Origin of the sequence: Stutzerimonas urumqiensis (genome assembly GCF_003640395.1) — a bacterium.
In the GTDB taxonomy this organism is placed as follows: Bacteria; Pseudomonadota; Gammaproteobacteria; order Pseudomonadales; family Pseudomonadaceae; genus Stutzerimonas; species Stutzerimonas urumqiensis.
Map to the genome: position 1 here is coordinate 34,876 of NZ_RBZQ01000008.1, position 13,874 is coordinate 48,749.

The following is a 13,874-nucleotide window of genomic DNA, read 5'->3' on the forward strand; positions in this document are numbered from 1 at the left end:
AACCGGTCTTAAACCGCGGCTGCGCCGCCAACGATTTCGGAAATTTCCTGGGTGATCGCCGCCTGGCGGGCCTTGTTGTAGACCAGCTGCAGCTCGTTGATCAGCTCGCCCGCGTTGTCGGTGGCGTTCTTCATCGCGATCATCCGGGCCGCCTGTTCGGCTGCATTGTTCTCGACCACCGCCTGGTAAACCTGCGATTCCACGTAACGCACCAGCAGGCCTTCCAGCAGTTGCTTGGCGTCGGGTTCGTACAGGTAATCCCAGTGATGCTGGAGTTCCTGGCTATCGTCGGCGACCAGCGGGACCAGCTGCTCGACGGTGGGCTTCTGCGTCATGGTGTTGACGAACTTGTTCGAGACCACGTACAGGCGATCGATGCGACCGTCCATATAGGCATCGAGCATCACCTTGATGCTGCCGATCAGGTCGCCAATCGCCGGCGCCTCGCCCAGATGGCTGATCGCGGCGACGACGTTTCCGCCGAAGCTGCGGAAGAACGAGGCGCCCTTGCTACCGATCACGGCCAGATCGATCTCGACCGAACGCTCGCGCTGAACGCCCATGTCCTTGACCAGGGCCTTGAACAGGTTGGTATTGAGTCCACCAGCCAGGCCGCGGTCGGATGTCACCACGATATAGCCGACGCGCTTGACGTCGCGCTCGACCATGAACGGATGGCGGTACTCCGGGTTGGCGTTGGCCAGATGGCCGATCACCTGCCGGATACGCTCGGCATAGGGACGGCTGGCCGCCATGCGCATTTGAGCCTTGCGCATCTTGCTGACCGCCACCTTTTCCATGGCGCTGGTGATCTTTTGCGTGCTTTTGATGCTCGCAATCTTGCTGCGAATCTCTTTTGCGCCTGCCATTTCACACCTTTCGGTTTAGCAGGCGGGCGTCATCGACGCCCGCTGCGGCTTACCAGGTTTGGGTGCTCTTGAACTTCTCGATGCCTGCCTTGATGGCGGAATCGATGTCGTCGTTGAAATCACCCTTCTCGTTGATCTTCGCCATCAGGTCGGCGTGATCACGGTTGAAGTAGGCAATCAGCGCAGCTTCGAAACTGCCGATCTTGGGCAGCTCGATGTCGCTCAGGTAGCCGCGCTCGGCGGCGTACAACGACAGCGCCATCTCGGCGATCGACATCGGCGCGTACTGCTTCTGCTTCATCAGTTCGGTGACACGCTGTCCGTGCTCGAGCTGCTTGCGGGTCGCTTCGTCGAGGTCCGAGGCGAACTGGGCGAAGGCCGCCAATTCGCGGTACTGCGCCAGTGCGGTACGAATGCCGCCGGACAGCTTCTTGATGATCTTGGTCTGGGCCGCACCGCCGACGCGGGAAACCGAAATACCGGCGTTGACGGCCGGACGGATACCCGAGTTGAACAGCGACGCTTCGAGGAAGATCTGGCCGTCGGTGATGGAGATCACGTTGGTCGGGACGAACGCGGATACGTCGCCGGCCTGGGTCTCGATCAGCGGCAGCGCGGTCAGCGAACCGGTCTTGCCCGTCACTGCGCCCTGGGTGAACTGCTCCACGTAGGCTTCGGAAACGCGCGAGGCACGCTCCAGCAGGCGGCTGTGGAGATAGAACACGTCACCTGGGTAGGCTTCACGTCCCGGCGGACGGCGCAGCAGCAGGGAAATCTGGCGATAGGCCACGGCCTGCTTGGACAGATCGTCATAGACGATCAGCGCGTCTTCGCCGCGGTCGCGGAAGTACTCGCCCATGGTGCAACCGGCGTATGGCGCCAGGAATTGCAGCGCAGCGGACTCGGAGGCCGATGCAGCCACCACGATGGTGTTCTGCAGCGCACCGTGCTCTTCCAGCTTGCGGACCACGTTGGCGATGGTCGACTGCTTCTGGCCGATCGCGACGTAGACGCAGCGGATGCCGCTGTTCTTCTGGTTGATGATGGCGTCGACGGCCAGGGCAGTCTTGCCGATCTGGCGGTCACCGATGATCAGCTCGCGCTGGCCACGGCCGATCGGGATCATCGCGTCGACAGCCTTGTAGCCGGTCTGCACCGGCTGGTCGACCGACTTACGCCAGATCACGCCCGGGGCGACCTTCTCGACGGCATCGGTAGCGGCGGCATTGATCGGGCCTTTGCCATCGATCGGGTTACCCAGCGCATCGACCACGCGGCCAAGCAGTTCAGGACCGACCGGCACCTCGAGGATGCGTCCGGTGCACTTGGCGCTCATGCCTTCGGCCAGGCCCAGGTAGTTACCCAGTACCACCGCGCCGACCGAGTCCTGCTCGAGGTTCAGGGCCATGCCGTAAACGCCGCCCGGGAACTCGATCATTTCACCGTACATCACGTCGGCCAGACCGTAGATGCGCACGATGCCGTCGGAAACGCTGACGATGGTGCCCTCGTTGCGGGCTTGGGAAGAGACGTCGAGTTTCTCGATGCGCCCCTTGATGATTTCACTAATTTCGGATGGATTGAGTTGCTGCATTGCTCTGCTGCCCCTTCAAACTCAGGATTTCAACGCTTCGGCCAGTTTCGCGAGCTTGCCGCGAACCGAGCCATCGATAACCAGGTCGCCGGCGCGGATCACGACACCACCGATGAGGGCGGGGTCTTCCGCGGCGTGCAGACGCACTTCCCGGCTGAGCCGTGCGCTGAGAACCTTGGCGAGTTTGTCTTGCTGTTCTGCGCTCAATGCGAAGGCACTGGTCACTTCCACGTCCACCGAGCGTTCCTGTTCGGCCTTGTACAGCTCGAACAACTCGGAGATCTCCGGCAGAAGCGCCAGGCGCTCATTCTCTGCCAGGACGTGAATGAAGTTCCGGGCCTGTGCATCGAGCTCGTTGCCGCACACCTCGACAAAGGTATCGGCCTTCTCTGCACTTGTCAGACGCGGGGCCTTGAGCACGCGCTGCATGCGGTCGTCGTTCGCGACCGCTGCGGCCAGGCCAAGCATCGCCGACCAGGAGGCCAGCTGCTGATGGGCCTGGGCGTACTCGAAAGCAGCCTTGGCGTAAGGTCGGGCCAGCGTGGTCAGTTCTGCCATGATCGCCCTCGCTTAGATTTCGGCAGCCAGTTTGTTAACCAGCTCCGCGTGCGCGTTTCGATCGATAGTGGCACCCAGAATCTTTTCGGCGCCGCCGACGGCCAGAGCACCCACCTGGGCGCGCAAGGCATCCTTGACGCTGTTCAGTTCCTGTTCGATCTCGGCCTGTGCCTGAGCCTTGATGCGCTCACCTTCGCCACGGGCCTGGTCACGCGCCTCGTCGACGATCTGGTTAGCACGCTTCTTGGCCTGCTCGATGATTTCCGCCGCCTGGGCCTTCGCCTCGCGCAGTTGCTCGCCCACTTTCTCTTGAGCCAGCTCCAGGTCACGATTGGCGCGGTTGGCAGCATCCAGTCCGTCCGCAATCTTCTTCTGGCGCTCGCGCAGAGCCGTGATGACCGGTGGCCACACGAACTTCATGCAGAACAGCACGAAGATGAAGAAGGCAACGGACTGGCCAATCAGGGTTGCATTAATGTTCACGCCAACACCTCGCTCGTTCGTTGTCCGTCAAACCATTCCACTGAAAGGTGGAAGGAATTAGCCGGCAATCTGACCAACGAAGGGGTTCGCGAAGGTGAAGAACAGGGCGATACCAACGCCGATCATGGTCACGGCGTCGAGCAGGCCGGCGACGATGAACATCTTGACCTGCAGCATCGGGACCATTTCCGGCTGACGCGCAGCGCCTTCCAGGAACTTGCCACCCAGCAGACCGAAGCCGATGGCGGTACCCAGGGCACCCAGACCAATCAGCAGGGCAACGGCGATCGCGGTGAGACCAACTACAGTTTCCATTTTTCCTCCGACACTATGTCGTCTTGGTTTAAGGGTTTGGTATTGCGAAAGGATCAGTGATCGTTGTCTTCATGCGCCATCGAGAGATAGACGATCGTCAGCATCATGAAGATGAACGCCTGCAGCACGATGATCAGGATGTGGAACACGGCCCATGCCCACTGCAGCACGACACCCAGACCCCCGAGCACGACGCCGTTGGCGAACATGATCGCGATCAGGATGAAAATAAGCTCGCCGGCGTACAGGTTGCCGAACAGTCGCAGCGCCAGCGAAACCGGCTTGGCGATCAGGGTCACGAACTCGAGCAGGAAGTTGATCGGTACCAGGATGATCTGGACGGCCATGTTCTTGCTGCTGAACGGATGCAGGGTCAGCTCGCCGAGGAAGCCACCGATACCCTTGACCTTGATGCTGTAGAACAGGATCAGCGCGAACACCGATAGCGCCAGTCCGAGCGTGGCGTTCGGGTCGGTGGTCGGTACGACGCGGAAGAACAGGTGCTCGTTGCCGGTGATCGCCGCCGCTGCCATCGGCAGCCAATCCACCGGGATGAGGTCCATGAAGTTCATCAGGAAGACCCAGACGAAGATCGTCAGGGCCAGTGGCGCGATGAGTGGATTACGCCCGTGGAACGTGTCGCGCACGCTGCCGTCGACGAATTCGACCAGCACCTCGACGAAGTTCTGCAAGCCGCCAGGCTGGCCCGAAGTCGCCTTCTTGGCTGCCATGCGGAACAGGAAGATGAACACCAGCCCGAGGAAAACCGACCACCCAAGGGTATCGACGTGGAACGCCCAGAAGCCCATTTCCTTGGCCTCTTCGGCCGTATGCGCGAAGCTCCAGCCGTTGACCGGGTGCTGGCCGAAGGTGAGGTTCGTCAGGTGGTGCTGGATGTAACCCGAAGCATTCTCTGCTGCCATTTCTGCCTCAACGCATCAATTCGAAATTCTTTTGTTCACCAGCAGGGGTGCCAGCCAACCGACCCCCTGGGTCAGGAGGAAAACCCCGAACACGGCCAGCGCATCCAACGGTTTCACGCCTGCAAACGTCAATGCGAACAGCACTGCCGTGAGAATCAGTTTTCCTGCCTCGCCGGCGTAAAACGACCGGACGATGTTCTGTGCCGCCCGCGCTCCGCTGAAGCGGAAGGCCTTGTGGGCGAAGTAGAGGTTCGGCAACCAGGCGATCACGCCTCCACACAGCCCCGAATAGCCCGCTACCGTCCCTTGCCAGCCCCATAAGACAAGTGGGGCAATCACTGCAACCGCCAACTCGGCCAGCAGCAGGGGAAACACGGGTAAACGATGGAACGGCAGGCGGTTCGGCGTGCGGGCATCCATCGTCGACGTCCCTCTGAAAATGACCGCCATCAATCGCTTGGCATGTTTTATGCCCAGCAAAATGCGCGCAGAGTATAGGTTCGGCTACCGGCCCGTTCAACCGGGAGGTAGTGATTTCCGACTGCCCGCTACACGGCAACCATGTGCAATTGTTTCAGCGAATGTGAGCGAGCACGCCCTGCAGTTCGTCCAGCGAACTGTAGCGAATGACCAGTTGCCCCTTGCCCTTGGCGCCGTGGCGAATCTGCACCGGAGAGCCCAGGCGCTCTGCCAGGCGCTGCTCCAGGCGGGTAATGTCCGGATCGCTTGCGCCCTTCGCGGCGGGTGTCTCCTTGGGACTCAACCATTGCCGTACCAACGCCTCGGTCTGCCTGACGGTCAGCCCCTGTGCGACAACGTGACGCGCGCCCTCGACCTGCCGATCGACCGGCAGACCGAGCAGCGCCCGGGCATGCCCCATCTCCAGATCACCGTGGGAGAGCAGCGTCTTGATCTCCTCGGGCAGGCCGATCAGGCGCAAGAGGTTGCTGATCGTCACGCGCGATTTGCCGACCGCATCGGCCACCTGCTGCTGGGTGAGCTGGAATTCCTGTTGCAAGCGCTGCAGGGCCAGGGCCTCTTCGACCGGATTGAGGTCCTCGCGCTGGATGTTCTCGATCAGCGCCATTGCGATCGCCGCTTCGTCCGGAACCTCGCGGACCAGCGCCGGAATACGCTCCAGACCAGCCAGTTGGCTGGCACGCCAGCGACGCTCGCCGGCGATGATCTCGTAGCGATCGGCGCGCACGGGCCGAACCACGATCGGCTGCATGACGCCCTGGGACTTGATCGATTGCGCCAGTTCTTCCAGCGCGGCCGGGTCCATGTCGCGACGCGGCTGATACTTGCCGCGCTGGATCTGTTCGAGCGGAAGGTGTTGCAGTTCGCGTGTGTCTGCCTTGGCCGCGTCGTCCTGCAGAGCCGCCACGCTGGCGCCGCCCAGCAGGGCGTCGAGACCGCGGCCTAGGCCTCTTTTCTTCGTTGCCATGAACAATTTCCTTAGGCGGTGGCCGCACGCGCAACACGGCGCTGGCGGCGGGACAGTTCGCTGGCGAGGGCCAGGTAGGCCAGGGCGCCTCGGGACTGTTTGTCATAGACCAGCGCTGGCATGCCGTGGCTCGGCGCCTCGGCCAGGCGCACGTTGCGAGGGATCACCGTCTCGTACAGGCGGTCGCCGAAATGCGCCTTGAGCTGATCGGAAACGTCGTTCGTCAGGCTGCTGCGCGGGTCGTACATAGTGCGGAGCAGGCCCTCGATACGGAGCTCGGGGTTGAGTTGCTGGGCGATGCGCTGGATCGAGTTGACCAGGTCGGTGAGCCCCTCGAGCGCGTAGTACTCGCATTGCATCGGAATGATGACCCCATCGGCCGCCGCCAGCGCATTGATGGTCAGCATGGACAGCGAAGGCGGGCAATCGATCAGGATGTAATCGTAGTTTTCACGCACCGGCGCAAGCGCCTCGCGCAGCCGGTGCTCTTTCGCCGGCAGGTTGAGCAAGGCGACTTCGGCCGCGGTGAGGTCACGGTTGGCGGGCAGCAGCTGATAGCCGCCGTGCTCGGAGAACTGCATCGCGTCGACCAGACTGCATTCGCCGATCAGCACGTCGTAGATCGAATGCTCGAGCGCCAGCTTGTCGACCCCGCTTCCGGTGGTGGCATTGCCTTGTGGGTCGAGGTCAATGAGCAATACGCGTCGACGCGTGGCGACCAGCGATGCCGCCAGGTTGATGCAGGTGGTCGTCTTGGCGACGCCCCCCTTCTGGTTGGCGATGGCGAATACTCTGGCCATGGTCAGGCGGTCCGGGTCATGAAGTGCGGCGCAGTATCAGCAGATGGCGTTGCCCTTGGCAACCGGGCACGGTCAGCAGGTGGCAGCGTTCCAGCTGGAAGTCGGGCGGCAGTGCCTGCAGTTCGTCATCGGGCTGGACACCCTTCATCGCCAGCCAGCGCGTGGCCTCGTCGCCCAGATGGCGCGTCCAGTCGGCGAAATCGGCAAGGGAGCTGAAGGCTCGAGAAACGATGCCGGCAAAGGGCACCGGGGGGTGGAAGGCCTCGACTCGGCTCTGCACCACCTCGAGGTTGACCAGCTTGAGTTCGAGCTTCACCTGGGTGAGAAAGCGGGTCTTCTTGCCGTTGGCATCCAAGAGCGTGAAGCGCCGCTCGGGGAACAGGATCGCCAAGGGGACGCCTGGCATGCCGCCGCCGCTGCCAACGTCGAGCCACGCGTCGCCGCCGGCCTCGACATGGGGCGCGACGCTCAGGCTATCGAGCAGATGACGAGACACCATCTCGTCGGGGTCGCGCACCGCGGTTAGGTTGTAGGCCTTGTTCCATTTCACCAGCAAGGCGAGGTAGGCGAGCAGCTGCCGTTGCTGCTCCGTGGTGCAAGACACACCCAGGGCACGGATCCCGGCGTCGAGTTGCTCGGCCTGTCGGGCAGTGGCAAGGAACATCAGGCACTTCGCTCCAGGCGGGCGCCAGCACCACGCTTTTTCAGATGAATCATCAGCAGCGACACCGCGGCCGGCGTGACCCCTGGAATACGCGAAGCCTGGCCAAGCGTCTCCGGGCGAGCCTGGCCGAGCTTGTGCTGGATCTCTTTCGACAGCCCGGAAATCGAGCCGTAATCCAGATCCGCCGGCAGCCGGGTCGCTTCGCTGGCCCGCAAGCGGTCGATCTCATCCTGCTGGCGATCTATGTACCCGGCGTACTTGGTCTTGATCTCGACCTGTTCGGCGACCTGTGGCTCGGCAGCCTCGCCACCGACCGCTTCGATCAGCCCCGCGTAGTCGATTTCCGGACGTGCGAGCAGACTGAGGAGGTTGTACTCGCGGGTCAGTGCGCTGCCGAATCGGTTGGCAAGCGCCTCGGCCTGCGGCGTGCCCGAGCGTACCCAGGTGGCTTTGAGGCGCTGCTCCTCGCGCTCGATACCCTCGCGCTTGGCGCAGAAGGCCGCCCAGCGCGCGTCATCCACCAGGCCCAGCGCGCGGCCCTGCTCGGTGAGCCGCAGGTCGGCGTTGTCCTCGCGCAGGATCAGCCGATACTCGGCCCGCGACGTGAACATCCGGTAAGGCTCCTGCGTGCCGAGGGTGATCAGATCATCGACCAGAACACCGATGTACGCCTCGTCACGCCGCGGACACCAGCTGTCCTTGCCCTGCGCCCGCAGGGCTGCGTTGGCGCCGGCGAGCAGGCCCTGGGCCCCTGCCTCCTCGTAACCGGTGGTGCCGTTGATCTGCCCGGCGAAGAACAGCCCGCCGATCACCTTGGTCTCCAGGCTGTATTTCAGGTCGCGCGGATCGAAGTAGTCGTACTCGATGGCGTAGCCCGGGCGGACGATGTGGGCGCTCTCCATCCCTCGGATGCTGCGCACGATCTGGAGCTGCACGTCGAATGGCAACGATGTGGAGATGCCGTTCGGATAGAGCTCGTGGGTCGTCAACCCCTCGGGCTCGAGGAAGACCTGGTGGCTGTCCTTGTCGGCGAAGCGATGGATCTTGTCTTCGATCGAGGGGCAGTAACGCGGTCCGATGCCTTCGATGACGCCCGAATACATCGGTGAGCGGTCGAGGTTGCTGGCGATGATGTCGTGGGTGCGCGAATTGGTATGGGTGATCCAGCAGCTCACCTGCTCCGGGTGCTGTTCACGATGGCCGAGGAACGACATCAACGGCAGCGGCGTGTCGCCCGGCTGTTCGCTCATTACCGAGAAATCGACGCTGCGTCCGTCGATGCGCGGCGGCGTACCGGTCTTCAGCCGGCCCACGCGCAGCGGTAACTCGCGTAGGCGGCGCGCCAGGGCAATCGACGGCGGATCGCCGGCGCGGCCACCGGAATAATTCTGCAGGCCGATGTGGATAAGTCCGCCGAGAAAGGTTCCGGTTGTCAGCACGACGTTATCGGCAAGGAAGCGCAGGCCCATCTGGGTCACCACGCCGCGTACCTGATCCTGCTCGACGATGAGGTCATCCGCCGCCTGCTGGAATATCCACAGGTTGGGCTGGTTTTCCAGCATCTGACGGATCGCAGCCTTGTACAGCACACGATCGGCCTGCGCCCGAGTGGCGCGTACGGCAGGTCCCTTGCGGCTATTCAGGACGCGAAACTGGATGCCGCCGAGATCGGTGGCAGTGGCCATGGCGCCGCCAAGTGCATCGATCTCTTTGACCAGATGACTTTTGCCGATCCCGCCGATCGCCGGGTTGCAGCTCATTTGCCCGAGGGTTTCCACGTTGTGGGTCAGCAGCAGGGTCTGCACGCCCATGCGAGCGGCAGCCAGCGCGGCCTCGGTGCCGGCATGGCCGCCACCGATGACGATGACGTCGAAACGGGTCGGGAAATCCACAGGAACCTCGTCAGAGGGGAGAAAAACAGGCGCGCAAGTATAGGGAATTCAAGGTCCTTTAAGAAGCGCCTTGAGCAAAATTTGACCAGCTGAGCCGATAGCCGCGGCCGCATTGCATTCATAGCTTGGAAAGAAAGTTAAAGAGCCTGTTTTTATGTTTATTCTTATGTCGCTAGATTTCTGTGGATAACCGCCTGGAGGCTCCGTTTCTGTTGGGCTTGCTTGGAGGATAAGGTTGTCACATTCCGGTGGGATCACGGTGCATCTCCCGTACAGTGCCTGTGCATAAACAGGATGGTTGTCCACAGGCGGTGGTTATCCAACCTTCACGCAAGGGGTTGTCTACTGAGCTCAGGGTTTTTTTTCCACAGGGTATGACGATGCCGAACCGACCGAAGGAGGCTCGGTCGGTTGGTAAAGGAGAAGTTGCGGCGGCTTATTTCCCGATGCAGAAGCTCGAGAAGATGCGCCCAAGCAAATCATCTGAGCTGAAGGCGCCGGTGATTTCGCCAAGGGCCTGCTGGGCTTGGCGGAGGTCTTCGGCGAGCAGTTCGCCGGCACTGGTCGCGGTGAGCTGGGTGCGTCCATGAACGAGGCTGGCCGCTGCCTGCCGAAGGGCGTCCAGATGACGGCGACGGGCGCTGAAACCGCCTTCGGCCGTCTGGTCGTAGCCCATGCAGGCCTTGAGGTGTTCGCGCAGCAGCGGCATGCCCTCTCCGCTGCTGGCGGAAAGCGCAATGAGGGTGGGCTCGCCGATGGGATGCGTCATTCCGGCGGGCTCGCCAAGCAGGTCGATCTTGTTGCGGATGAGCGTCATTTTGGCCGGGGCCGGCGCGATTTCGAAAAATTCCGGCCAGAGCGCCATGGGGTCATCGGCATCAGCCGCCGTGGCGTCGACGACCAGCAAGATCCGGTCGGCCTGTTCGATAGCGGCCAGCGCGCGCTGCACGCCGATGCGCTCGACCTGATCGCTGGCTTGGCGCAGTCCGGCCGTGTCGATGACATGGAGGGGCATGCCGTCGATCTGGATGTGCTCACGCAGCACGTCGCGCGTCGTTCCGGCGATGTCCGTGACGATCGCCGCCTCCCGTTCGGCCAGCGCATTGAGCAGGCTGGATTTGCCGGCGTTGGGGCGACCCGCGATGACCACGGTCATGCCTTCGCGTAGCAGCGCACCCTGACCGGCGTCGCGTATCACGGTATCCAGCTCGGCCTGCAGGACCTCCAGTTGTCCCAGCACATGACCGTCGGCCAGGAAATCGATCTCTTCTTCCGGAAAGTCGATGGCGGCCTCGACATAGATGCGCAGGCGGATCAGCGCTTCGGTCAGGGCAGCGACGCGCTCGGAGAAAGCCCCCTGAAGCGAACGGACCGCATTGCGCGCGGCCTGTGCGGAGCTCGCTTCGATGAGATCGGCAATGGCTTCGGCCTGGGCGAGATCCAGTTTGTCATTGAGAAAGGCACGTTCGCTGAACTCGCCCGGCCGAGCGGGCCTGGCACCCAGCTCGATGCAGCGGCTGAGCAGCATATCCAGGACGACCGGGCCGCCATGCCCCTGCAGCTCGAGCACGTCATCGCCCGTGAAGGAGTGGGGGCCGGGAAAGAACAGCAGGATGCCTTCATCGATGACCTCGCCGTCATCGGCGTGCCAGGGTCCGTAATGCGCGTGACGGGGTATCGGCTCGCGACCGCTCAGGGTAATCGCGATCGCCCTGGCGCGCGGCCCAGAGACCCGAACGATGCCCACCCCACCCCGACCCGGAGCGGTCGCGACGGCGGCGATCGTCTGCGTAGCTGCGTTCATGGCGAATCTCCGACTGTCAGATAGCAAAACGCCCCGATCACGGGGCGTTTTGCTGGGTTGGTTCGATCAGGCCTTCTTGGCGCTGCCTTCGATCTGGCGCGTAATGTACCACTGCTGCGCGATGGACAAGACGTTGTTCACCACCCAGTACAGCACCAGGCCAGCCGGGAACCAGAGGAAGAAGAAGGTGAAGATGATCGGCATCAGCTTCATCACCCGGGCCTGCATGGGATCCGGCGGCGTGGGATTGAGCTGCTGCTGGATGAACATGGTCGCGCCCATGATGATCGGCAGGATGAAGAAGGGATCCTTGACCGACAGGTCGGTGATCCAGAACATCCACGGCGCCTGGCGCATCTCGACGCTTTCCAGCAATACCCAGTACAGCGCCAGGAAGACCGGCATCTGGACCAGGATCGGCAGGCAGCCACCGAGCGGATTGATCTTTTCCTTCTTGTACAGCTCCATCATCGCCTGAGACATCTTCTGGCGATCGTCGCCGTACTGCTCCTTTAGCGCCTGCATCTTGGGGGACACCGCGCGCATCCGGGCCATGGAGCGATAGCTGGCGGCCGAGAGCGGGAAGAATGCAAGCTTGATGAGGATGGTCAGCACGATGATCGACCAGCCCCAGTTGCCGAGCAGGTCATGAATGTTCTCGAGCAGCCAGAAGATCGGCTGTGCAAGGAACCAGAGAAAGCCGTAATCCACGGTCAGGCGCAGGCCGGGTGAGAGCGCTTCGAGCTCTTCCTGGATCTTCGGGCCCGCATAGAGCGTGGCGCTCAGCTCGCCCTGCTGGCCAGGCGCAACGGTTACCGCTTCACCGGTGAAGCCGATGATGTAGTTGCCCTGGTTATCCTTGCGGGTCTGTACCTGGTTGACGCTGCCTTCCTGAGGAATCCAGGCGGTGACGAAATAGTGCTGCAGCCAGGCGACCCAACCGCCTTCGACCTGCTCGCGAACGGCCTGCTCATCCATGTCGTCCATGGAAATCTTGCGATAGGGTTCGTCCGGCAGCCACATGGCGGCGCCGAGGTAGGTGGCCGTTCCGGTTGCCGTGCTGGAGGACGGATCGCCACTGCTGTCGCGCTTGAGCTGGCCGAACAGGTGGCCGGTCCATGGCTCGCCGCTCTGGTTGTTGACCAGATAGCTGACGCCAAGATCGTAATCGCCGCGTTCGAAGGTGAAGCGCTTGATGTACTCGACGCCCTCGGCCTGGTACGTCAAGTCGACGACCAAACGGTCCTGGCCTTCCGCCATTTCGTAGCGCTGCTTGGCGCTCTGGTAGAGAGGACGACCGCTCGCCTGGTCCGGGCCGTCGCCGATCAGGCCACTTTGCGCGAGATAGGTGCGCTCGCCACTGCGCTCGAACAGACGGAAGGGTACGTCCGGCCGTTGCTGACTGACGGGATATTCGCGCAGCGACAGGCTGACGATATCGCCACCCTTCGGATCGATGTGCAGGTTGAACACATCGGTCTGGACTTCGATCAGCTGCCCCCTGGGCTGGGCGGATTCGGCTGCCGGTGCGTCGGCGTTCAGGCTGGGGATGTCCTGGGTGGCGGCGGCCTGCTGCCCTTCCGGCAATCTCGGCAGTGTTTCATCTGCCGTGGTCTGTTGAACAGGTGAAGGCAAGGCTGCTTGCCCGTAGTCCTGGTTCCATTGCAGCACCATCAGGTAAGCCACAATTGCCAGGGCGACAAGCAGGATCGAGCGTTTGATATCCATGATTACTCGGCCGTCGGAGGGTTCGTGGTGGGTACGGGTGGAACGGGGTCATACCCGCCAGGATGCCAGGGATGGCAGCGGGCAATCCGTCGGGCACTCAGCCAGCCGCCCCGTGCCAGTCCATGCGTTCCGATTGCTTCGAGCGCATATTCCGAACAGGTCGGGTAGAAACGGCAACGAGGTGCCATCAGGGGGCTGAGTGCGTAGCGGTAAACGCGAATGGAGGCCAGGGCCAGGTTACGCATGGTCTGAAACAGCCGAGGGAGCGCTGTTTTCCGATCCGTTGGGACGAATGCGTCGCCATAGCTTGGCGAATAGCTTGGCAAGCTCGGGATTTTCCAGATCGGCCAGACCGCGCCGGGAGATGATCACGAGATCCATAGCTCCGATCTGTTCCTGGTGATGCCGGAAGGATTCACGGATCTGCCGTTTGATCCGGTTGCGTTCGACCGAAAGCTTGACGCTCTTCTTGCCGATGACCAGACCTAATCGGGGAAATCCCAGGTCGTTGTTGCGTGCCAGTAGCAACACGCAGCGACCTGAAGCCTTGTCGGAAGGGGAGTCGAAGACTGCCTTGAACTGGCGGGGCGTCAGCAGACGTTTTTCCCGGGCAAAACCTCGACTCACCAGAACTTCCGAAGTCTCAAACGGTGAGACGCTTGCGCCCTTTGGCACGACGGCGCGACAGAACCTGACGGCCATTCTTGGTCGCCATACGAGCACGGAAACCGTGGGTGCGAGCGCGCTTGAGAGTGCTGGGTTGGAAGGTGCGTTTCATGATGCGTTACCTGGTGATC

General features: G+C 62.4%; 16 protein-coding genes. All 16 read right to left on the reverse strand.

Features of this window, described 5'->3' with window-relative positions; all coding sequences use genetic code 11:
- Nucleotides 1-8 precede the first annotated feature (8 nt).
- Nucleotides 9-869: a F0F1 ATP synthase subunit gamma gene (gene atpG / locus D7325_RS15290; RefSeq protein ID WP_120997133.1), complete on the reverse strand. Its 861-nt coding sequence runs from the start codon at nt 867-869 to the stop codon at nt 9-11.
- A gap of 49 nt (nt 870-918) precedes the next feature.
- Nucleotides 919-2,463 carry a F0F1 ATP synthase subunit alpha gene (atpA, locus tag D7325_RS15295; protein ID WP_120997135.1) on the reverse strand — a complete coding sequence of 515 codons (1,545 nt, stop codon included), beginning with the start codon at nt 2,461-2,463 and terminating at the stop codon, nt 919-921.
- A 21-nt stretch (nt 2,464-2,484) separates the two neighbouring features.
- Entirely contained in the window at nt 2,485-3,021 is a 537-nt protein-coding gene (locus tag D7325_RS15300) for a F0F1 ATP synthase subunit delta (protein WP_120997137.1), read from the reverse strand.
- Nucleotides 3,022-3,033: 12 nt separating this feature from the next.
- On the reverse strand, nt 3,034-3,504 hold the full coding sequence (locus tag D7325_RS15305; protein ID WP_120997139.1) for a F0F1 ATP synthase subunit B: 471 nt from the start codon (nt 3,502-3,504) through the stop codon (nt 3,034-3,036).
- Nucleotides 3,505-3,561: 57 nt separating this feature from the next.
- A complete protein-coding gene (atpE, locus tag D7325_RS15310; RefSeq protein ID WP_003097235.1) occupies nt 3,562-3,819 on the reverse strand; it encodes a F0F1 ATP synthase subunit C in 258 nt (85 codons plus the stop codon).
- A gap of 53 nt (nt 3,820-3,872) precedes the next feature.
- The gene (gene atpB / locus D7325_RS15315; RefSeq protein ID WP_120997141.1) at nt 3,873-4,742 is read right to left on the reverse strand and encodes a F0F1 ATP synthase subunit A; all 870 of its coding nucleotides are present in this window, start codon (nt 4,740-4,742) and stop codon (nt 3,873-3,875) included.
- 15 nt (nt 4,743-4,757) lie between these two features.
- Entirely contained in the window at nt 4,758-5,162 is a 405-nt protein-coding gene (locus D7325_RS15320) for a F0F1 ATP synthase subunit I (protein WP_120997467.1), read from the reverse strand.
- Nucleotides 5,163-5,316: 154 nt separating this feature from the next.
- A complete protein-coding gene (locus D7325_RS15325) occupies nt 5,317-6,189 on the reverse strand; it encodes a ParB/RepB/Spo0J family partition protein (RefSeq protein ID WP_120997143.1) in 873 nt (290 codons plus the stop codon).
- Nucleotides 6,190-6,200: 11 nt separating this feature from the next.
- Nucleotides 6,201-6,989: a ParA family protein gene (locus D7325_RS15330; protein ID WP_120997145.1), complete on the reverse strand. Its 789-nt coding sequence runs from the start codon at nt 6,987-6,989 to the stop codon at nt 6,201-6,203.
- A gap of 16 nt (nt 6,990-7,005) precedes the next feature.
- Nucleotides 7,006-7,653 (reverse strand): 16S rRNA (guanine(527)-N(7))-methyltransferase RsmG, encoded by a 648-nt coding sequence (gene rsmG, locus D7325_RS15335; protein ID WP_120997147.1) that lies wholly within the window; start codon nt 7,651-7,653, stop codon nt 7,006-7,008.
- On the reverse strand, nt 7,653-9,545 hold the full coding sequence (gene mnmG, locus D7325_RS15340) for a tRNA uridine-5-carboxymethylaminomethyl(34) synthesis enzyme MnmG (protein ID WP_120997149.1): 1,893 nt from the start codon (nt 9,543-9,545) through the stop codon (nt 7,653-7,655). Before mnmG ends, rsmG begins: the two co-directional genes overlap by 1 nt.
- A gap of 436 nt (nt 9,546-9,981) precedes the next feature.
- Nucleotides 9,982-11,349 carry a tRNA uridine-5-carboxymethylaminomethyl(34) synthesis GTPase MnmE gene (gene mnmE, locus D7325_RS15345; RefSeq protein WP_120997151.1) on the reverse strand — a complete coding sequence of 456 codons (1,368 nt, stop codon included), beginning with the start codon at nt 11,347-11,349 and terminating at the stop codon, nt 9,982-9,984.
- Between the two features lie 66 nt (nt 11,350-11,415).
- On the reverse strand, nt 11,416-13,077 hold the full coding sequence (yidC, locus tag D7325_RS15350; RefSeq protein WP_120997153.1) for a membrane protein insertase YidC: 1,662 nt from the start codon (nt 13,075-13,077) through the stop codon (nt 11,416-11,418).
- Nucleotides 13,078-13,079: 2 nt separating this feature from the next.
- Nucleotides 13,080-13,322, reverse strand: a complete 243-nt coding sequence (gene yidD / locus D7325_RS15355) for a membrane protein insertion efficiency factor YidD (RefSeq protein WP_120997155.1) — start codon at nt 13,320-13,322, stop codon at nt 13,080-13,082.
- Entirely contained in the window at nt 13,315-13,704 is a 390-nt protein-coding gene (rnpA, locus tag D7325_RS15360; protein WP_120997157.1) for a ribonuclease P protein component, read from the reverse strand. The genes yidD and rnpA overlap by 8 nt, the downstream gene beginning before the upstream one ends.
- A gap of 16 nt (nt 13,705-13,720) precedes the next feature.
- Entirely contained in the window at nt 13,721-13,855 is a 135-nt protein-coding gene (gene rpmH / locus D7325_RS15365) for a 50S ribosomal protein L34 (protein WP_003458028.1), read from the reverse strand.
- Nucleotides 13,856-13,874: the final 19 nt, after the last annotated feature.

What these genes read in the sequence shown, in the direction of transcription:
- atpG (WP_120997133.1), bottom strand. Translation starts at nt 869, where the DNA reads ATGGCAGGCGCAAAAGAGATTCGCAGCAAGATTGCGAGCATCAAAAGC.
- atpA (WP_120997135.1), bottom strand. Translation starts at nt 2,463, where the DNA reads ATGCAGCAACTCAATCCATCCGAAATTAGTGAAATCATCAAGGGGCGC.
- D7325_RS15300 (WP_120997137.1), bottom strand. Translation starts at nt 3,021, where the DNA reads ATGGCAGAACTGACCACGCTGGCCCGACCTTACGCCAAGGCTGCTTTC.
- atpE (WP_003097235.1), bottom strand. Translation starts at nt 3,819, where the DNA reads ATGGAAACTGTAGTTGGTCTCACCGCGATCGCCGTTGCCCTGCTGATT.
- atpB (WP_120997141.1), bottom strand. Translation starts at nt 4,742, where the DNA reads ATGGCAGCAGAGAATGCTTCGGGTTACATCCAGCACCACCTGACGAAC.
- D7325_RS15320 (WP_120997467.1), bottom strand. Translation starts at nt 5,162, where the DNA reads ATGGATGCCCGCACGCCGAACCGCCTGCCGTTCCATCGTTTACCCGTG.
- D7325_RS15325 (WP_120997143.1), bottom strand. Translation starts at nt 6,189, where the DNA reads ATGGCAACGAAGAAAAGAGGCCTAGGCCGCGGTCTCGACGCCCTGCTG.
- D7325_RS15330 (WP_120997145.1), bottom strand. Translation starts at nt 6,989, where the DNA reads ATGGCCAGAGTATTCGCCATCGCCAACCAGAAGGGGGGCGTCGCCAAG.
- rsmG (WP_120997147.1), bottom strand. Translation starts at nt 7,653, where the DNA reads ATGTTCCTTGCCACTGCCCGACAGGCCGAGCAACTCGACGCCGGGATC.
- mnmE (WP_120997151.1), bottom strand. Translation starts at nt 11,349, where the DNA reads ATGAACGCAGCTACGCAGACGATCGCCGCCGTCGCGACCGCTCCGGGT.
- yidC (WP_120997153.1), bottom strand. Translation starts at nt 13,077, where the DNA reads ATGGATATCAAACGCTCGATCCTGCTTGTCGCCCTGGCAATTGTGGCT.
- yidD (WP_120997155.1), bottom strand. Translation starts at nt 13,322, where the DNA reads ATGCGTAACCTGGCCCTGGCCTCCATTCGCGTTTACCGCTACGCACTC.
- rpmH (WP_003458028.1), bottom strand. Translation starts at nt 13,855, where the DNA reads ATGAAACGCACCTTCCAACCCAGCACTCTCAAGCGCGCTCGCACCCAC.